This window comes from Enterococcus sp. DIV1368d (genome assembly GCF_050542975.1).
In the GTDB taxonomy this organism is placed as follows: Bacteria; Bacillota; Bacilli; order Lactobacillales; family Enterococcaceae; genus Enterococcus_D; species Enterococcus_D casseliflavus.
This window is the reverse complement of sequence record NZ_CP172939.1, coordinates 2292563-2311024: the sequence shown is the minus strand read 5'-3', so window position 1 is coordinate 2311024 and position 18462 is coordinate 2292563. Positions and strand designations below refer to the sequence as shown.

Genomic DNA, 18462 nt, shown 5'->3' with positions numbered 1-18462 from the left:
AGTGTACAATCTGAAGGGGCTGCCTTCAACTGTACACTTTTTTTGTGGAAAGAATTTGTTAGTATCCCTTATTCAAGTTTATCTCATTTTTTACAAGTTCTTGTTTCGTTAAAAATTGTTGGAAATTCGCTAAGAAAATATCCATAAATGCCTTTTGAAAATGGGGCGTGTGTCCTGAGATATGGGGAGTAATCAGCAGGTTTTCGGTATGCCATAGCGGATCATTTTCTGGTAGAGGTTCCTCTTCACAAACATCTAGTGCGGAAAATGCCAGCTGCTTTTTCTCTAATGCCTTTGTTAATGCGGCAGTATCCACGCTAGGACCGCGACCGACATTATAAAATGAAGCGGAAGGCTTCATTTGTGCAAAAAAGGCTTCCTCATACAAATGTGTGGTTTCTTCTGTCAGGGGAAGAATATTGATGATGCAATCGGCGGTTTTTGCGCAAGTGTGTAAGTCAGATAACGCAAACGTTTTTTCAAAACCTGTCACCTCATGGCCGCTTGTATTAATGCCAATCGGATGTACACCAAAAAAGGTTAAAGCTTGGGCTAATTTTTGACCGATTTGTCCCGTACCAACGATCAAAATCTCTTGATCAGATAGCTTTGCATAAGGAATCGTATCCGGTGCCCATTGCTGTTTTCTTTGTTGTTGGATTGCTTGGAAAATCCCGCGGTTTTCCATAAAGAGCAAAGCCAATAAATGGTCTGTAATCGATTCTGCGTGGATGCCACTGCCATTTGATAAGAGAATGTCGTATTTTGCAAACTCTTTTAATGGCAAGGTGTCCACACCAGCCGAAATCGCTTGGACCCATTTCAAATTTGTTTTTTCGGTTAACAGGTGTTCGTTCCATGCTGGCTTCCAACCGATAGTGATTTCCACTTGTGACCAATCAATTGCTTGGTCCTTTGAGTACACGAGAAATTGATAGTCTTTTTCCATTTGTTCCACATAAGTGTCGCGAAAGTTGCGAGTGGCTAAGATTATTTTTTTCATTGCCAAGCCTCCTTGTATCTTAAGTGTAGCAAAGAATGAGAAAAAAGCCATGTTCAATGAATTGAACATGGCATAGATCATTTTTTTAATTGTATTTTTGGTGAATCTTTGACACCTTGTGTAAATAAGAATAGGGAACCAAACAAAATAAAGGTGGTAGCATCAAAGGAAGGCAGCGCTAGTTGTACAATAACACTAATGAGTGTAGGCAATGCAGCACTGACAATGAGAATCTTTAAATTTTCGAAAAAGGTATAAGAGAATAGCTTCAATTTCGTATAGATCGTTGCAATAAAGGTTCCCATGATTAAGGTGATCAGTAAGCTGACAAACGTGGGATATAAGGCGACAAAAAAGACAATGATTTTTATCAGCCATGGGATCGCTTGGTTGGATAAGGTTTCTCGAATCGCCTGACCGTTAAGATTACGCAGTGCTGGTTCACTATAATCAAACTCTAATTGGTTTGAATCGAACATAGACGTTGAGAAACCAGAAGAAGGGATACGAATGACCAGCTGATCTTTTAACAAACCTACTGCGATCACCGAGCCGGTAACATCAGATGCAATATCCGCTGGTGTACGATTGCCATCAGGATCAAAAGTAAAGATGATCGAATCGGTTTGATAGATGAATCCTAGCGTATTTGGAGCGGCAGAAAGCTGTCCATTTTCGATCGTGAAATCAGGAATTGTTTCTCCGATTTTTTGTCCATCTGCTTGCACATCACGAAAGACGCCTAAGACATTGATGGTAATTGGCAAAGCCATCATCACGGCTGCACCTAATAGAAAAACGATCACTTTGGAAAACTCTGCTTTTTTGACGAATTTTAGTTCTGGTATTCGAAAAAAAGCAATTTTAAATAGTTGGACGATAGTCATTTGCTGATAAACTCCTTTGTGGTATAACTAGAGTAATTGTAACGAAGGGTTCTTAGGATTACAAGGAATTCACAAAAAAAGAGCCAAATATCTATTGAATAAGTAAATAAAGCAATGAAAGTAGGCATATATATGCAAAAGTTTATTGAATACAAACAAATCTTACAACAAAAAAAACTGTGGGAGCCACTCACGTATTTATTTTTTGGTGGTTTGACCACTGTAGTCAATATTGTCGTCTATCTTATCTTTTGTGAAGGGTTTGGTTTTTATTATCAGACAGCGAATGTGATTTCTTGGATCGCTTCTGTTTTATTCGCTTACTTTACAAATAAGTTATGGGTCTTTGAAGCAAAAACAAAAACGAAGCAAGAGTCTTGGGCGGCATTTGGAAAGTTCATTTTTTTTCGCGTTTTATCATTAGGCTTGGACATGCTCTGTATGTATTTCTTTATCTCAGTTTTAGCTACCGGCGATCTTGTTGCCAAGCTGGTCACCCAAGTCGTTGTTGTTTTGGCAAATTATGTGTTTAGTAAATTTTTGATTTTCAATACGAAAAAAAGTGAGAAAAAGTAAGCATATTTTTTGAACAAAGTCTGATAGTCTGATAATGTTACTTATGTAAACATTATCATTGAGGAGGATTTTTTTATGACTTACACATTACCAGATTTACCTTACGCATACGATGCATTGGAACCATATATTGATGAAGAAACGATGCATTTGCATCATGATAAACACCACAACACTTATGTAACAAACTTAAACGCAGCGATTGAAAAACATCCTGAATTAGGTGAAAAAACAGTTGAAGAATTATTAGCTGACTTTTCTTCTGTACCAGAAGATATTCAAACAGCAGTTCGTAACAATGGTGGTGGCCATGCCAACCACACGTTCTTCTGGGAAATCTTAGGCCCAAATGCTGGTGGCGAACCTACTGGAGCCATCAAAGAGGCAATTGACGAAGCTTTCGGTAGCTTTGAAGACTTTAAAGAAGAATTCAAAACTGCTGCAACTGGACGATTTGGTTCAGGTTGGGCATGGTTAGTCGTTAAAGACGGTAAACTAGCTATCACTTCAACCGCAAATCAAGATTCACCATTGATGGATGGTCAAACACCTGTTTTAGGTTTAGATGTTTGGGAACATGCGTATTACTTAAAATATAAAAATGTTCGTCCAGAGTACATCAATGCTTTCTGGAGTGTTGTTAACTGGGATAAAGTGAACGAATATTTCGCAAAAGCTTAATCAAACTATTAGGAAGAAGCCTGTCTAAGGGCTTCTTTTTTGTTGATGGAAAGAAATTTCGTTATTGCTAACGCTTACATATTCCGCTATAATGAAATCGACGGAATCGTCGGATTATAATTATTGGAGGCTTTACACACTATGGAACATGGGAAAGTAAAATGGTTCAACAACGAAAAAGGGTTTGGTTTTATTACAGTTGACGGTGGCGATGATGTATTTGTTCACTTCTCTGCCATTCAAGGAGATGGTTTTAAATCGCTTGAAGAAGGACAAGAAGTTGAATTTACGATCGTTGAAGGTGCCCGCGGACCGCAGGCAGCGGAAGTAACCAAAGTCTAATTACTTAATTACAGAATCGACTGAAAACCTTGCAGCTAAGCAAGGTTTTTTTCGTCCTAGCTAGTTTCTGGCAAAACCATGAAGGAAAAGAATGAGAAAATTATTTCTTTCCTTCAAGTGAGGGATACTTTCGTTTTGTTTCATTTACATTACATTTTTATTAAAACAAAAGTTTTATAACAAATGAGATTGCTGTATGATATAAATTATGCGAAAATTTAGTCGATTGTTATTTTTATCGGACGAGGTGCAAGATGCGAAAATATCAAAGAATAGTAATAGGAACATTAGGGATTTTAGTCCTGGGAATTATCGGATTAACTGTGTACGGCTTGCAAGTTTATAAAGATACAAGTTCAACTTTTGAACATATTTCTAAACCAGTAGATCGAAAAACAAAAAGGCGTTCAGAAACTGTCAACATTGAAAAAAGAGAACCTTTTTCCATCTTGTTACTAGGAATTGATACCGGAGCTTTAGGAAGGACCGAACAAGGCCGTTCAGACAGCATGATGGTTGTTACAGTAAATCCAGAAAAAAAGCAATCTACGATTGTTAGCTTGGATAGGGATATATTTACTCAAATCGTCGGGTATGGAACGCTAGATAAGTTAAATCACGCATATGCTTTTGGCGGAGAAGCCATGGCAATGGATTCTGTGGAAAATCTTTTGGATATACCGATTGATCATTATGTGACAATCAACATGCAAGGCCTGAGAGATTTGATTGATGCAGTTGGTGGGATCAAAGTAACGAATGATATCGACTTTACGCTAGAGGGGGTTCATGTTCCAAAAGGAAAAATCACTTTAAATGGGAAAACTGGTCTAGCTTATGCACGCATGCGTAAAGAAGACCCAGAAGGAGATATTGGTCGGCAGAAAAGACAACGTGAGGTCGTAACAAAAATTCTAAAAAAAATAATGAGTTTGGATGGAGTCAATAATTATCAGAAAATATTAAAAGCAGTTGAGAAAAATTCAAAGACGGATCTGACATGGGACGATATGCTGGATATCGGAAAAAACTATTTACCGGCTTTTACGACGATTCATCAAGAGCAGCTGCAAGGGGAAGGGCAAATGTTGAATGATGTCTACTATCAGCTTTTAGGGGTCAATCAGCTCTTACACATGCAAAATACACTCAGAGAACAACTGGCCCTCCCTCCAAACAATCAGCTTTCACAAGGAGATGAACATACGCAAGGCTATGTGAACTATCAGTTCTATGATGACAGTGCAGTGTTTTCCGATGGTGAGGATGCGAGTGAATAAAACCATATAGCTGTCTTTCGATCATTTGAGGGTGTGTCGCTTTACACATCTCCTTCAACTGTTTGATAGGATAGCGGAATCGATACATGGGCAACTGCTTGTGTGTCGATTTTTCGTTTATATGAAAGATCCCATCGCTTCAATCGATCTAGTTTTCCACAAAAACTGAAATGTATATCTTGTTTCACGAGATCAACAAATGAAAAAACACAAGAAAGCTTAAAAAAACAATTTTTTCATGAAAGAGTGAAAATGAAACAATCTATCTGTGAAACATTCAGCCAGATATCGTTGAGTTTTTATAGTTTTTTCTAAGGATTAATGGATATTTTTTGTTTTTTCTGTTTCGAATCGAATTTTTTGGTAAAATAGGACAGTAGTCATTATAGATTGGAAGGATAGATGAGATGAAGAATTTGAAAGATAAAGTTGTCCAAGGGATACGCAAGGGGCCAGAAGAACCAAAGGCTAAATCGTATCGCAAATCTCATGTTCCATTTCGATTGAACTTTTTGTTTTTTATTATTTTTGCTTTGTTTGTGTCCTTGATCGTTCAATTAGGCTATCTACAGATCGTCAATGGCGACAATATTGAGCAGCAATTGAAAGCTTCATCTGTAGTGGAAGTAAAAGGAAGTGCCCCTCGGGGGATGATTTACGATGCTTCTGGGAAAGCTTTAGTGGAAAATCAAGCCAATGCAGCAATCACTTTTACCCGTGGAAACAAAATGACCGCTCAAGATCTTTTAGAAACGGCCAAAAAATTGAGCGAGTTGATAGAAATGCCAGTCGAGAAAAACTTGTCTGATCGAGATCTTAAGGACTTTTGGTTGGCAGATGAAGACAATCTTGAAAAAGCAACTGAACGATTGAGTGATGAAGAGCGTTCTTTAGGTACTTCTGAACAATATGCGGCAACCGTTGAGAAAGTGACTGAAGAAGAAATCAATTTTTCCGATGCCGAATTAGAAGCAGCCACGATTTTCAAGCGGATGAACAGCGCACAATCCTTGAGTACGGTCTTTATTAAGACGTCGGATGTGTCTGACCAAGAATTGGCAGTTGTTGCTGAAAACATGGTCGATTTACCAGGAATCTCCACCGGGACCGATTGGACACGAAAGATCGTTGAAGGAAGTTCTCTGGCTAGTTTGATCGGAACGGTGACTAGTGAAGAACAAGGAATACCTGAAGAAGTTCTAGACGAATTCTTAGAAAAAGGTTACGCACGTAATGATCGCGTTGGACGTAGTTATTTAGAACAGCAATATGAAGAAGTTTTACAAGGAACAAAATCCATCTCTGAAATATCGCTTGACAACAACAACAATATTGAAAGTCAAAAAGAAACCTTTGCAGGCGCAAAGGGGGATAATCTGGTTCTAACACTCGATGCTGAATTTCAAGCGAAAGTTGACAAGATTTTGCAAGACAATTTTCAAAAACTGATTGATTCTGGTGCTGCAGAGTATTCCCCAGGGGTATACGCAGTGGCGTTAAATCCGAAAACCGGCGGTGTCCTTTCCATGTCCGGGTATCATCATGACACGGGATCAAATGAAATGCAGGAAAATGCCATTGGTACCTTTATTAATTCCTTTGTACCAGGGTCCGTCGTCAAAGCAGGAACCTTGGCTGCCGGTTGGGAAAATGGCGTCTTAAACGGCAACGAAGTGCTGCTGGATCAACCAATCAGAATCGGCTCCGATGTAAAAGCCTCTATTTTCAACCCAACTGGGGCAAATAATCGCAATCTTTCTGCAGAGCAGTCGTTAGAAGTTTCTTCTAACTCCTATATGATGCAAGTCGCTTTACGTTTGATGGGCATCAATTATCAGTCAGGCATCTCGATTCCAACAGTGGATCGTCAAGGGGATGTCTACGAAAAACTCCGTGCCTCTTTTGCCTCTTTTGGTATGGGAACTGAAACAGGGATCGATTTACCAGGAGAAGCAACTGGTATCAGCACATCCATTGAGAACATGGACCCTGTCAGTGATGGCGGAAAGATCCTCGACTTAGCATTCGGCCAGTTTGATACTTATACGACACTGCAACTGGCACAATATGCAGCAACTGTTGCTAATGGTGGCAAAAGATTGCAGCCTCACATCGTTGACGGAATCTACGACAATGATGAAACAGGCGGACTAGGTTCGCTGATTGAGGACATCGAACCAACGGTATTGAACGAGGTTGGTTTATCAGATGCGCAAATGCAAATTATCCAAAATGGCTTTTACGATGCGGTTCATGGAACGGATGCTTGGGCAACTGCCAAAGGCTTGGCTTCTGCGAAAATGGAAGTCTCTGCCAAAACAGGTACTGCCGAAACACCCATCGTGGATAGTAATGGCAATACCATCAGCTTAGTTAACTTAAACATCGTTGCCTACGGACCAAGCAGTGATGCGGATATTGCGATTGCGATCGTGATGCCTCAATTAAAAGGGGATACCGATACGCATCCAAATATTCAAATTGCCAAAGAAATCATGGATGCTTACTACGACTTATATATGAAATAAGCATAAAAAATCGCAGTGAAGACTGCGGTTTTTTTGTTTTATAAGAAAACTGATAGAAAACCACCTTTTAGTGAGAAAGACTTGCTATTTTTGAATGATTGGCTTAGAATACTAGCGGTCAAGAGATAATTTTGATTTATACGATAAATAAAAAGATAAACTGATAATAAAAGGGGCCCAAAGCACAATCATGAACAAGGAATGTTTAAGCAAACAAGAACTGATGAAACAGTTGGGACAATTTACACCAGCTGAAAAAAAAGAGATTCGTGAGTACTTGCAACGGAAAAATCCATTGCTTTTTCGTAAATTTGAGCGAATGAAACACGATCTTTACCGCTTGGAATCACGGCGTGTCCAATGCGAAATTGAAAATAACGAAAAGGAGTTAGGTCTTCTAAACGATAAGATCCTTTTGAAAAAAGAAGATTTTCTTGAGCTGTTATTAGCTATTCGAAAGAAAAGAGGGTAATGGATGGAATTTATTGAACTCGTCATTATCATTGCAATTCTCGTCACGTTATCAAATGTGGCGAGCAAAATATTACCCTCGGTACCGATCTTTTTTATTCAAATCATCTTAGGGATTTTACTAGGTTTAACAGAAATGGGACAGGAAATCGCTTTTGAACCGGAAATGTTTTTAGTAATGATCATTGGACCATTGCTGTTTCGTGAAGGAGAACGAGCAGATGTACCTGAAATCCTAAAAAACAGCAAGATCGTATTGTTTTTGGCTTTTGGCGGCGTTTTAATGACACTGTTTGCTGTCGGCGGAACGCTCCATTGGTTGATGCCCACGATTCCTCTGGCTGCTTGTTTCGCTTTTGGTGCTGCGTTAGGACCAACTGATGCAGTGGCAGTCTCCTCATTAGCAAAACGTTTGAAAATTTCCAAAAACATTATGCACATTCTGGAAGGCGAGGGCTTACTGAACGATGCTTCAGGGGTTACCGCATTGCAGTTTGCTATCGTAGCTTTGACCACCGGGAGCTTTTCAGCAGCCAACGCAGGGTTCCAGCTCCTATTCTCTAGTATCGGCGGCGGGCTTGTCGGTTACTTGATCGTGTGGCTGAAACGCCGAATTTTGCGCTTTATTGAAAAAATCTCGGCACAAGATGTCACAGTATACTTATTGATTGAACTGCTCTTGCCATTTGCTGCCTATTTGCTGGCCGAAATGATTGGCGTCTCAGGGATTATCGCAGCAGTTGTGGCAGGTGTAGCCCAAGCCCAAAGAAAACGCCGGATCTCATTGTTTGATGCAGAGCTGGCGAACATTTCAGAAAGTACTTGGTCGACCATTGTCTTTACATTGAATGCATTGGTGTTTCTTTTTCTAGGAATCGAGTTGTCACAAGTATTTTCACCAATCTGGGAGAGCAATAATTATGCAAACTGGCATCTAGTGATTACGATTTTGGTGATCACGGCGGTGATCTTCCTTGTTCGTTTTCTCTTTTTGTTGTTTTACTATTGGTTTTTACAGTCAAAAAAACAAGTATCAATGAATCAAGTCGCCTTGTTGACTTTTGGCGGAGTCAAGGGAACAGTCAGTTTGGCAGCCATCTTTATTTTGCCTGTGATGGTGCATGATGCACCCTTTCATGAAAGAGGCTTGCTTCTGTTTTTGACCGCTTGTGTGATCTTACTGACATTGATCATCAGCGTGATGGTCTTGCCATACTTGGCAGATGGGGAAGCTGCCGAAAGCGTCGACTTCAATCACTTGCTGATCTTAGAAGACGTCATCGAACAATTGGAAGCAGAAGAAAAGCAAGAACTCTCGGATAAAGGCCGTTTAGCGATCGATGCTGTCATCAATTCCTATGAAAATCGGCGCTGGGAGTTGTATCGCAATAGTTTGACTGATTCAGAAAAACAAGAAATCCAAGAAATTCAAGGATTGATCCTATCGATCGAACAAGACGGCTTGGATGAAGCTTATCGAAATGGGAAAGTCAGCTTAAATGGCTACCGTTTTTATTCACGGTTTATTTCTCAGCAACAGCATTCCCTCGCAAAACAAATTCTCTCATTCTTTAGTTTTTGGCTCTTCTTTATTCAGCGATTTATCCGTATTTTGATTCATCCTCGCTTGTTTTTACAGCGACAGCAGCAGCTAAAAGCTGCCTTGAAGCAACGAGACATTTCTGAAGTACAAAAAATTTACTTAAAGAACAGTGAATATATTTTTCATAGTTTGAGCAATTTAGAAGATGTCTATGATTCCTCGCTGATCAATTTCTTTATTCGTCAACGAGAAATGAGCATCAAACGATTTGAACACAGCAATTTCATTGAAACGATCATGATCGAGCAAGACCCGATTTTTGTTAAGAAAGTCCTTTGGGGCTATTACCTTGAGCGCAAGACGATCGATGAATATGAAGTGGCGGAAAAAATCTCAACGATTTCTGCAAATGAATACCGACGCAATGTCAATCTGTTAGAATCGTATGCGATGTCTCGAGCAGAAGAACAGCCGAAGCAGCGAATGTTTCGCCGATAATACGTCTCAAGAGGCGCACAACTTGAGGCACGTTTTATGGAGTGTCTTCGTCAGGTTATTCCTAAAAGATGATCAACAGCGATGATCAGAAGGAGTAGACTGACGAAGGCATTCTTTTTTTACAAAAATTGATTTTTTTCTCTCATCGTTTCCGCTGATGAAATGTGGTACAATGAGCGAAGAAAAAACTCAGGAGGGATTCTGTGAAAGAATTAAAAGTAAGTGAATTAACCAAAACATATGGTGAAAAAACACTGTTTGATCAGCTTTCTTTTCTGATACATGAAAAAGATCGAATCGGTTTGATCGGTGTCAATGGCACGGGTAAATCGAGTTTGTTACGGATCTTGGCCGGTTTGGATCGCGGTGATGGCGATCGCCAAACGGTATTTGCCGCCCAAGATTATCGCATCGGTTTCTTGACTCAAGACAATCAGTTACAAGAAGAATTATCTGTTGTAGATGCTGTTTTTCAAGGCACCAGTCCGCTGATTCGCGTTGTTCGTGACTATGAAAAAGCGCTGATTGCCTTAGAGAATAATGGCTTGGATCAACAAACGCAACGGAATTATCAGTTGGCAGAAGAAGCGATGAATAAAGCCGATGCTTGGAATACAGATACAACTGCCAAGATCATTTTACAAAAACTTGGGATCAATGAGTTAGAAAAAAAGGTCAGTGAATTATCTGGAGGTCAAAAGAAACGAGTGGCTATGGCTCAAGTATTGATCGATGAACCAGACTTGTTGTTATTGGATGAACCGACTAACCACTTAGATTATGATGCGATCCAATGGTTGGAAGGCTATCTAAAAAATTATCGGGGTGCATTATTGATGGTGACCCACGATCGCTACTTTTTGGATCGAGTCGTTAATCGGATCTTTGAATTGTCCTTTGGTAAGCTACATGAATATCAGGGCAATTACGAGACGTATCTTCATGCTCGAGCAGAAAGAGAACGTGTGGAGGAGACGCAAGAAGACAAGCGCAAGCAGTTGTACAAACATGAGTTGGCTTGGATTCGCACTGGAGCGAAGGCCCGTACAACGAAACAACAGGCACGGATCGATCGTTTCGATGATTTAAAAGAAAACCTACATCAAGTAAAACGAAACGGCGAAGTGGCCATTGATGTTGCTACGACACGCTTAGGCAAACAAGTCTTAGAGCTAAAAGATGCGAGTTATCAGATTGAAAACAAAACGATTTTGTCTCACTTTGATTTGTTGATTCAATCAAGAGAACGCTTAGGGATCACAGGAGAAAACGGAGCGGGTAAATCAACGTTGCTCAATATTTTAGCTGGACGCCTGCCTTTAGAAGAAGGAGAGCGTACGATGGGCGTGACTGTGAAAATGGCTTATTATACGCAAACGATTGAAGCGATGAACCCTGATCAGCGAATGATTGCGTATTTGCAAGAAGCAGCCGAGGAAGTGCAAAAAGTGGATGGCTCCCAAGTCAGTGTCGCAGAAATGCTGGAACAGTTTTTATTTCCGCGATCCATGCATGGCACCAAGATCGGCAAGCTGTCTGGCGGGGAAAAACGACGACTATTTTTACTCAAGCTATTGATTGGACAGCCAAATGTTCTCTTGTTAGATGAACCGACCAACGATTTGGATATTGATACCTTGACGATTTTGGAAAGTTATTTGGAAACATTTCCAGGTGCAGTCATCACTGTTTCCCATGACCGCTACTTTTTAGATAAAGTTGCCCAAAAATTGCTGATCTTCGAAGGAAATGGCAGGATTACGTCCTACTTTGGTTCCATCAATGAATATCTAGCAGCCAATACCAATAAAGCTAGTTCGAGTGTACTAGAGCCAAAAGAAACAAAAACCGATTCACTTTCTGCTGAAAGTGAGGCGTCTGCTGCAGCGCCTGTCAAAAAGAAACTGAGTTATATGGAACAAAAAGAGTGGGCGACGATTGAAGATGATATCGCGGCATTAGAAGAAAAAGCAGCCGCTTTGACCGAAGAAATGAATCATCAAGGCGCGGACTTTACTAAGCTGCAAAAATTACAGCAAGAAATCAGCGAGGTTGAAACGCAACTGGCAGAAAAAATGGATCGTTGGGAATATTTGAGCGAATTTGTGTAGAGTAAAGGAGAGAACGATGGAACAAGCATATTTAGATCTAGGAAGAAAAATATTAGCAGAAGGCAATGATAAAAGTGATCGTACAGGAACGGGAACACGCAGTGTCTTTGGTCATCAAATGCGTTTTGATCTGTCCCAAGGCTTTCCATTGCTGACAACAAAAAGAGTTCCTTTTGGCTTGATCAAGAGCGAATTATTGTGGTTTCTAAAGGGAGATACCAATATCCGCTACCTGCTGGAACATAATAACCACATTTGGGATGAATGGGCGTTTGAACGCTATATTAAAAGTGATGCTTATACAGGTCCTGATATGACAGACTTTGGTCGCCGTTCATTAGTGGATGAAGCTTTCAATGAACAGTATCAACATGAGTTGAAACTATTTTGTGAAAAAATCTTAGCCGATGATGCTTTCGCTGAAACTTTCGGCGATTTGGGCCATGTATATGGGTATCAATGGCGGCATTGGGAAAAAAGTACGGGCGGGTTTATCGATCAAATCAAAGAAGTGATCGACATGATCAAAACGACGCCGGATTCTCGCCGTCTGATCGTCTCCGCATGGAATCCTGAAGATGTACCGACGATGGCGTTGCCACCTTGTCACACAATGTTTCAATTTTATGTTCATGAGGGTCGCTTAAGCTGTCAGCTGTATCAACGCAGTGCCGATGTCTTTTTAGGCGTTCCCTTCAATATTGCTAGTTATGCGCTATTAACGCACCTGATTGCTCATGAAACTGGACTAGAAGTCGGGGATTTTGTCCATACATTAGGCGATGCTCATCTGTACAGCAATCATATGGAACAGATGAAGGAACAGTTGACTCGTTCGGTACGTCCTGCGCCAACCTTACAGTTAAATCCTGAAAAACAGTCGATTTTTGATTTTGAAATGGAAGATATTACCTTGGCAGGGTATGATCCGCATCCAACGATCAAAGCACCGATCGCAGTTTAAGTGGTTGTTTGGTTTCATTTCATAAAGAAAGGAATGAGGCGTAATGGTAAATACCCACAAGCGAGGCTTTGCGGCGACCTTTCATCAGAGACATGCTGGATCGATTACTGTAGCGCTCATTGAGCAAGTCATCGATTTCTTGCATCAGCACTATGCTGCAGTTTGGCTATCCGTATCCGAAGAAACAGTGCCAGAGCTAAAGGAAGCCATTCGATCAAATCAGCAGTGTACTGCCATTTTTATACCAGCAAAAGGAGCAGCGGATGCCCGCAGAAGGCTTGTTTTTGCTGCCCAGCACCACCTGCCAGCTCTGGATTCGCTGCATATTTGTGATTTTGATCGCGTGGTGACGTGGATGAAGACCTATCCAGAAGAACTAGTGGCAATAAGCAAAAAGCCTTTACCTGCGAATACGTATTGTATCCTTGGACGAACTGCAAGGGCATTTGCGAGTCATCCGCAAACGTGGCAAAGAACGGAGCGCCTGATCAACGAGATCGCTGCTGACTTCTTTCAAATAGAAGAAGTTGATGTCGCAGCTGGCAGTGCTCTCTTTCCAATTTCCCTGATACCGACCTTGCTGAAAAACAACAACGCGCATTTAAACGATGGGGAATGGCCGCGAAATGTCCAAAGAAGCGGCGGCACAATTGTTTACCAAGCCTGTGATGGCTTGCGCTTTGAGGAGCGCAACAAAGATCCATTTGAGCATGAATCAGCTTTTCAGCTGATGCAGCGGCTGCAGGTTGCTGCTATTATTTCGGAATCATTTTATACAGAAGGGATGTAATTTTTATGTTGATCGCACTTTGGGCACAAGATCAAAAGGGGTTGATCGGAGCGGATGGTACACTGCCGTGGCATTTGCCGAATGATTTGAAATTTTTTAAAGAGCAAACCATCAATAATACGATTATAATGGGGCGCAAAACCTTTGAAGGCATGGGAAAAAAATTACTGCCACAGCGTACGACGATCGTTTTGACGAGTGATCGGGATTATCAAGCCAATGGCGCCTTAGTGATGCATGACCGTGAGGAAATTTTGGCGTATGTGAAGCAGCAAGAGCATCCCGTTTTTTTAACTGGTGGAGCAGGTGTTTTTGAAGCGATGATTGACGATTGCGATCAATTGTACCGTACAGTGATCGCTGCGGAATTTAACGGAGATGTGTATTTCCCAGAGATTGATTGGACGCAATGGAAACTTGATCATGTGATCGATGGGATCGTCGATGAAAAGAACCATTATCCCCATCAATTTGAATTTTATCGTAGAAAATAAAAGAACAGGAAGCTTTCTGCAGCGAAAGTTTCCTGTTCTTTTTTTTGTAAGCAGTGCTTCATTTTTAGGTATACAACAAGACGGAAAAGTACATCAATCCAGCACCTAACATAACGAATAAGTGCCAAACCACATGCATGAACCGAACGGATTTTAAACTATAGAATAGCGCACCTACAGTATAAGAAACACCACCGCTTGCTAGTAAAAATGTTCCCCAGTAGCCTAAATGTTCGATCAGAGGTTTAAAGGCAATAACACATAACCAGCCCATGATGATGTAGATCAGGGTGGAGATTTTTGAGACGGTCTCTTTTTTATGAAGAGTCAGTGACTTATAAACGATGCCGCTAATTGCTAGTAGCCAAATCAAGACAAAGAGTGACCAGCCAAGCCAGCCTTGGATACTAAGCAAGCAAAAAGGTGTATAACTTCCAGCAATCAGCAAGAAAATGGAGGCATGATCAAAGACTTGGAAGACCTTTTTTGCTTTGGTAAAAATCAAACTGTGAAATAAGGTAGAAAAGAGGAAGAGCAAAACCATCATCGATCCATAAATGGCATAGGAAACGATGTGGATAGGTGACCCTAGATTTGCCCCCTTGATTAAGAGAATGACCAGTCCTGCGATACTCAGTCCTAATCCGATCCCGTGGGTTACTGCATTTAATACTTCATTGACGATCAAATATCTGCGACTAAACTTCATGTGCTGCATTCGGCACCGTCCTTTCGAATCGAAATTAGATGAAAAAAAATTTTCTCTCTGTTATACTTAGTATAAATGGTCTGTGGTTATTTTACCACGAAAAAAGACTTGATTTAAAGAGAGAGTGAATATATGATGGCAAATCTTAAAATTGTGACAGATTCTTCCAGTACGATGGAACCAAGTGTCCGTGATGCTTTGGCTATCCATGTCGTGCCTTTATCTGTAATGATCGATGGTGTCGTTTATCCAGATGATGAAACGCTGCCGGGAGAAAAATTTATGCAAATGATGGCGCAAGCCAAAGAATTACCTAAAACTAGTCAGCCGCCGATCGGTCATTTTGTAGAACTGTATGACGAATTAGGCAAAGATGGCAGTGAAATACTATCGATCCATATGACCAAAGGTCTTAGTGGAACTGTGGAAGCGGCTCGTCAAGCCAGTCATTTATCAAAAGCCAAAGTCACCGTGATCGATAGCGACACGACAGACCAAGCGTTGGCTTTTCAAGTGATTCGGGCAGCAGAATTGGCTAAAGCCGGTAAGACACTAGAAGAAGTTTTACCAGAAGTGGATCTGGTGCGTGAGCATACGAAATTATTTATCGGCGTTTCAACGTTAGAAAACTTAGTAAAAGGTGGTCGCATCAGTCGCGCCAAAGGTCTTTTATCGAGCTTACTGAACATGAAAGTGATCATGGATTTTGATCATTCAGAACTGATTCCAGTCGTCAAAGGACGCGGCGTCAAGACGTTCAATAAATGGTTTGAGGAATTAAAAGCAGAATTGAAGAATATGCCAAAAGTGACGAAAATTGGTATTTCTCATGCAGAAGGGTTAGAAATCACGGAACGTTTCCAAAAAGAACTAGCAGAATTGTTTCCTGACTTGGAGATCCCATTGCTTCACACAACACCGATCATCGCCACTCATACAGGTAGAGGTGCGTTTGCGATCACTTACAGTACGGAATAAAAAAGGTGCTTCCTTTCAGCGATTCGTTTGACGACGAATCGCTTTTTGGTGTATGAAAAGCTGAAAGGAAGAAAAAGCAGAATGAAGCTGCGATTCTTTGTCTATTCAGAGAGTAGGGAGCTGTTTTCTTTCTTAAGTTTGAAGGATTGCGACTAGGAATTTTATGAGAATTTTGTTAAAATAGCAAAGATTACAAAGGAGTTTGAATACCTGTGAAATGGAAGAAATTAGTAACTTATTTGATCGTTGTGGGCCTGATAGCCGTTGGAACGGGTGTACTGTTTCATTTAGCTGTTCCCAAAGCGCAACCACTGCTGACCCCTGTGGATAAGCTAGCAGCCAATGATTCGAAAAAATCCGCCATTGAATACCTCGCACTTGGGGATTCATTGACAGAGGGTGTTGGGGATGAAACAGCTCGGGGCGGCTTTGTGCCTATTTTGGCAGGAGATCTAGAGGACCGCTATGATCTGAGCAATTTAGTAACCAAAAATTATGGGGTCGCTGGTGAACGAAGCGACCAGATTTTAAAACGAGTCAAAAATGATGAAGACTTGCGCCAAGACCTTAGTCAAGCGGACCTGATTACTTTGACTGTCGGCGGAAATGACGTCTTAAAAGTGATCCAAAGCAATTTCTTCGGTCTGAGTATCGAGACGTTTACGGAACCGATGGCAGAATATAATGAACGCTTAAAAGATTTATTCGCTCAAATCCGTGAACTAAATAGCGATGCCCCAATCTATGTTTTGGGTATTTACAATCCATTTTATCTGAACTTTCCAGAGATCACCGACATGCAGACGATCATTGATAACTGGAATAAACAGACGGAAACGTTCGTCAATCAGCAAGAAAATGCCTTTTTTATTCCTATCAACGATTTGCTCTATAAAGGGTTAAGTGATGAGGTCGGTATTGCGGATACAGAAGAAGACGCAACTGAGGAAACAACACAAACAACCGACACTGGAAGTTTACCTGAGTCATCGGCGCCAAATGCTGATGAGACACAAAGCAGCACGTCGGCGACTACCGACTCATCGCAAGCTGTCGGGAATAATATCACCAACAATGTTTTGTATGAAGGCGACCGCTTCCATCCCAATAATCTTGGGTATCAACTGATGGCGAATGCCGTTCGCGATGAAGTGATCAAAACACAAAACTATTGGTTGCTAGAGGAGGAAGCAAAATGAAACCAAGTGAATCAACGAAGCAGCCGGAAAAAACAGCTGTAAGCACTAAAAAATCGATCAACTACTGGAAAATTGCTTTTCTAGTTCTGGTCGGCATCCTTTTGGGGACAACGGTTTTCTTTGCTTCAAGAATTTTTCAGCAGCGAGAAACTGGCTTAAATGAAAGTGCTGAACTTGTTCAACGGGAGGGCAGTCCTGTTCTGACCGTTAACAGCAACAAAAGCCAAGTCAATCAATTGATTGATTTTTATCTATCTGATTTTCAAAAGGATCAAGAGGTAAAATATAATTTTGAGCTGAGAAACGAAGCACTCTTAACAGGCGAGTTTCAAGTATTAGGGTTTCCTATCACGTTTTATCTCTATTTTGATCCTTATGTGACAGAAGAAGGCAATGTCCAATTAAAAGCCAAAAGTTTATCGATTGGCACCTTGGATTTGCCCACCAGTGAAGTAATGAAAATGATCAAACGTAGTTTTAAATTTCCCGAATGGATCGATGTCAATGCCGATGAACAAACTATATTGATACGATTGGATCAATTCCGCATGCAAAACGGATTGTTCATCAAGGCAAACAAAATCAATCTTGTAAATGATGAAATTCAAATGAGCTTATATTTACCAGCTGAAACGGAGGATGAATAATGGAACGAGCAATTTTTGCAGGTGGGTGTTTCTGGTGTATGATCCAGCCCTTTGATGAACTCGAAGGGGTGCATTCGATTTTTTCTGGCTATACCGCAGGACATACCGAAAATCCAACATATGAAGAAGTCAAAAGCCATCAAACAGGGCATACTGAAGCAGTAGAAATTATTTTTGACCCAGAAAAAATCAGTTTTGAAGAGCTCTTGACGATTTATTGGCAGCAAACAGATCCAACGGATGCTTTTGGCCAATTTGAAGATCGCGGCGACAATTATCGTCCGGTTATCTTCTATTTTAACGAAGAGCAGCGAAAAAAAGCCGAAGCTAGCAAAGCAGCACTTCAGGCTTCCGGTCGCTTTACCGATCCGATCGTGACTACGATCGAACCAGCGCAACCCTTTTATTTAGCGGAAGAAGAACATCAAGAGTACTACAAAAAGAATCCTGAAAATTTTGCTCGCAATCATGCCCGTCGAGCAGCCTTTTTAGAAGATCATTGGGAGCAAGAACATGCGTAAAAGTTTTTATAGCTATTTAATGGCAGTCAAAGGTCCGAGTCATACAGATGAGGCTCAGATCTTTGCCACTCATGCGAGTCATGATATTCAGTTTCCAAAGCACAGTGATGATTATGATGAAGTCTCTTCTTATCTGGAACTAAACGTTGATTATTTGCCATCCATGGATATTTTTGATCGTATCTGGGCAGAGTATCTCGAAAATAACAAATAAAAACGTCCTTCGTTTTGCCTGCACAA

19 protein-coding genes are annotated in these 18462 nt (G+C 40.8%); 16 read left to right on the top strand and 3 right to left on the bottom strand.

The annotated features are described in order from the left end of the window. Nucleotides 1-58 precede the first annotated feature (58 nt). Complete coding sequence (locus IGJ44_RS10700) at nucleotides 59-1054, bottom strand: phosphoglycerate dehydrogenase (RefSeq protein WP_205821346.1); 996 nt, start codon at nucleotides 1052-1054, stop codon at nucleotides 59-61. Nucleotides 1055-1080: 26 nt separating this feature from the next. Further along, nucleotides 1081-1890, bottom strand: a complete 810-nt coding sequence (locus tag IGJ44_RS10695) for a DUF1189 family protein (protein WP_167827087.1) — start codon at nucleotides 1888-1890, stop codon at nucleotides 1081-1083. Between the two features lie 132 nt (nucleotides 1891-2022). On the opposite strand from IGJ44_RS10695, the gene IGJ44_RS10690 reads away from it, so the two are divergent. The 11 genes from IGJ44_RS10690 (at nucleotide 2023) to IGJ44_RS10640 (ending at nucleotide 14168) form a co-directional block, all read left to right on the top strand. After that, nucleotides 2023-2466 (top strand): GtrA family protein, encoded by a 444-nt coding sequence (locus IGJ44_RS10690; protein ID WP_167827086.1) that lies wholly within the window; start codon nucleotides 2023-2025, stop codon nucleotides 2464-2466. A gap of 75 nt (nucleotides 2467-2541) precedes the next feature. After that, nucleotides 2542-3147: a superoxide dismutase gene (locus IGJ44_RS10685; RefSeq protein WP_167827085.1), complete on the top strand. Its 606-nt coding sequence runs from the start codon at nucleotides 2542-2544 to the stop codon at nucleotides 3145-3147. 141 nt (nucleotides 3148-3288) lie between these two features. Continuing rightward, complete coding sequence (locus IGJ44_RS10680; RefSeq protein WP_005229578.1) at nucleotides 3289-3489, top strand: cold-shock protein; 201 nt, start codon at nucleotides 3289-3291, stop codon at nucleotides 3487-3489. A 254-nt stretch (nucleotides 3490-3743) separates the two neighbouring features. Beyond that, nucleotides 3744-4769 carry an LCP family protein gene (locus IGJ44_RS10675; protein WP_074535133.1) on the top strand — a complete coding sequence of 342 codons (1026 nt, stop codon included), beginning with the start codon at nucleotides 3744-3746 and terminating at the stop codon, nucleotides 4767-4769. 407 nt (nucleotides 4770-5176) lie between these two features. Further along, nucleotides 5177-7297 (top strand): peptidoglycan D,D-transpeptidase FtsI family protein, encoded by a 2121-nt coding sequence (locus IGJ44_RS10670; RefSeq protein ID WP_167827084.1) that lies wholly within the window; start codon nucleotides 5177-5179, stop codon nucleotides 7295-7297. Between the two features lie 190 nt (nucleotides 7298-7487). Continuing rightward, on the top strand, nucleotides 7488-7769 hold the full coding sequence (locus tag IGJ44_RS10665; protein ID WP_015510017.1) for a hypothetical protein: 282 nt from the start codon (nucleotides 7488-7490) through the stop codon (nucleotides 7767-7769). A 3-nt stretch (nucleotides 7770-7772) separates the two neighbouring features. Further along, nucleotides 7773-9809 carry a cation:proton antiporter gene (locus tag IGJ44_RS10660; protein ID WP_005229585.1) on the top strand — a complete coding sequence of 679 codons (2037 nt, stop codon included), beginning with the start codon at nucleotides 7773-7775 and terminating at the stop codon, nucleotides 9807-9809. 203 nt (nucleotides 9810-10012) lie between these two features. Beyond that, entirely contained in the window at nucleotides 10013-11920 is a 1908-nt protein-coding gene (locus IGJ44_RS10655; RefSeq protein WP_010749377.1) for an ABC-F family ATP-binding cassette domain-containing protein, read from the top strand. A gap of 16 nt (nucleotides 11921-11936) precedes the next feature. After that, nucleotides 11937-12884 carry a thymidylate synthase gene (locus tag IGJ44_RS10650; RefSeq protein WP_010749378.1) on the top strand — a complete coding sequence of 316 codons (948 nt, stop codon included), beginning with the start codon at nucleotides 11937-11939 and terminating at the stop codon, nucleotides 12882-12884. 43 nt (nucleotides 12885-12927) lie between these two features. Next, nucleotides 12928-13674 carry a hypothetical protein gene (locus tag IGJ44_RS10645; RefSeq protein WP_167827082.1) on the top strand — a complete coding sequence of 249 codons (747 nt, stop codon included), beginning with the start codon at nucleotides 12928-12930 and terminating at the stop codon, nucleotides 13672-13674. 5 nt (nucleotides 13675-13679) lie between these two features. Then, a complete protein-coding gene (locus IGJ44_RS10640; protein ID WP_081116397.1) occupies nucleotides 13680-14168 on the top strand; it encodes a dihydrofolate reductase in 489 nt (162 codons plus the stop codon). A 64-nt stretch (nucleotides 14169-14232) separates the two neighbouring features. Here IGJ44_RS10640 and trhA read toward each other — a convergent pair whose 3' ends face one another. Continuing rightward, on the bottom strand, nucleotides 14233-14886 hold the full coding sequence (gene trhA, locus IGJ44_RS10635; protein WP_167827081.1) for a PAQR family membrane homeostasis protein TrhA: 654 nt from the start codon (nucleotides 14884-14886) through the stop codon (nucleotides 14233-14235). A gap of 126 nt (nucleotides 14887-15012) precedes the next feature. On the opposite strand from trhA, the gene IGJ44_RS10630 reads away from it, so the two are divergent. From IGJ44_RS10630 to IGJ44_RS10610, 5 genes are all read left to right on the top strand, one after another. Further along, nucleotides 15013-15855, top strand: coding sequence for a DegV family protein (locus IGJ44_RS10630; RefSeq protein WP_026008095.1), 843 nt, complete (start codon nucleotides 15013-15015; stop codon nucleotides 15853-15855). A 212-nt stretch (nucleotides 15856-16067) separates the two neighbouring features. After that, complete coding sequence (locus IGJ44_RS10625) at nucleotides 16068-17054, top strand: SGNH/GDSL hydrolase family protein (protein WP_010749380.1); 987 nt, start codon at nucleotides 16068-16070, stop codon at nucleotides 17052-17054. Then, on the top strand, nucleotides 17051-17701 hold the full coding sequence (locus IGJ44_RS10620; RefSeq protein WP_430605698.1) for a YpmS family protein: 651 nt from the start codon (nucleotides 17051-17053) through the stop codon (nucleotides 17699-17701). The genes IGJ44_RS10625 and IGJ44_RS10620 overlap by 4 nt, the downstream gene beginning before the upstream one ends. After that, a complete protein-coding gene (gene msrA / locus IGJ44_RS10615) occupies nucleotides 17701-18222 on the top strand; it encodes a peptide-methionine (S)-S-oxide reductase MsrA (protein WP_005229599.1) in 522 nt (173 codons plus the stop codon). Before IGJ44_RS10620 ends, msrA begins: the two co-directional genes overlap by 1 nt. Further along, nucleotides 18215-18436, top strand: coding sequence for a YozE family protein (locus tag IGJ44_RS10610; protein WP_005229600.1), 222 nt, complete (start codon nucleotides 18215-18217; stop codon nucleotides 18434-18436). The genes msrA and IGJ44_RS10610 overlap by 8 nt, the downstream gene beginning before the upstream one ends. Nucleotides 18437-18462: the final 26 nt, after the last annotated feature.

What these genes read in the sequence shown, in the direction of transcription:
- IGJ44_RS10650 (WP_010749378.1), top strand. Translation starts at nt 11,937, where the DNA reads ATGGAACAAGCATATTTAGATCTAGGAAGAAAAATATTAGCAGAAGGC.
- IGJ44_RS10700 (WP_205821346.1), bottom strand. Translation starts at nt 1,054, where the DNA reads ATGGCTTTTTTCTCATTCTTTGCTACACTTAAGATACAAGGAGGCTTG.
- IGJ44_RS10640 (WP_081116397.1), top strand. Translation starts at nt 13,680, where the DNA reads ATGTTGATCGCACTTTGGGCACAAGATCAAAAGGGGTTGATCGGAGCG.
- IGJ44_RS10680 (WP_005229578.1), top strand. Translation starts at nt 3,289, where the DNA reads ATGGAACATGGGAAAGTAAAATGGTTCAACAACGAAAAAGGGTTTGGT.
- IGJ44_RS10690 (WP_167827086.1), top strand. Translation starts at nt 2,023, where the DNA reads ATGCAAAAGTTTATTGAATACAAACAAATCTTACAACAAAAAAAACTG.
- IGJ44_RS10670 (WP_167827084.1), top strand. Translation starts at nt 5,177, where the DNA reads ATGAAGAATTTGAAAGATAAAGTTGTCCAAGGGATACGCAAGGGGCCA.
- IGJ44_RS10610 (WP_005229600.1), top strand. Translation starts at nt 18,215, where the DNA reads ATGCGTAAAAGTTTTTATAGCTATTTAATGGCAGTCAAAGGTCCGAGT.
- IGJ44_RS10685 (WP_167827085.1), top strand. Translation starts at nt 2,542, where the DNA reads ATGACTTACACATTACCAGATTTACCTTACGCATACGATGCATTGGAA.
- IGJ44_RS10675 (WP_074535133.1), top strand. Translation starts at nt 3,744, where the DNA reads ATGCGAAAATATCAAAGAATAGTAATAGGAACATTAGGGATTTTAGTC.
- IGJ44_RS10695 (WP_167827087.1), bottom strand. Translation starts at nt 1,890, where the DNA reads ATGACTATCGTCCAACTATTTAAAATTGCTTTTTTTCGAATACCAGAA.
- trhA (WP_167827081.1), bottom strand. Translation starts at nt 14,886, where the DNA reads ATGCAGCACATGAAGTTTAGTCGCAGATATTTGATCGTCAATGAAGTA.
- msrA (WP_005229599.1), top strand. Translation starts at nt 17,701, where the DNA reads ATGGAACGAGCAATTTTTGCAGGTGGGTGTTTCTGGTGTATGATCCAG.
- IGJ44_RS10645 (WP_167827082.1), top strand. Translation starts at nt 12,928, where the DNA reads ATGGTAAATACCCACAAGCGAGGCTTTGCGGCGACCTTTCATCAGAGA.
- IGJ44_RS10630 (WP_026008095.1), top strand. Translation starts at nt 15,013, where the DNA reads ATGGCAAATCTTAAAATTGTGACAGATTCTTCCAGTACGATGGAACCA.
- IGJ44_RS10620 (WP_430605698.1), top strand. Translation starts at nt 17,051, where the DNA reads ATGAAACCAAGTGAATCAACGAAGCAGCCGGAAAAAACAGCTGTAAGC.
- IGJ44_RS10665 (WP_015510017.1), top strand. Translation starts at nt 7,488, where the DNA reads ATGAACAAGGAATGTTTAAGCAAACAAGAACTGATGAAACAGTTGGGA.
- IGJ44_RS10660 (WP_005229585.1), top strand. Translation starts at nt 7,773, where the DNA reads ATGGAATTTATTGAACTCGTCATTATCATTGCAATTCTCGTCACGTTA.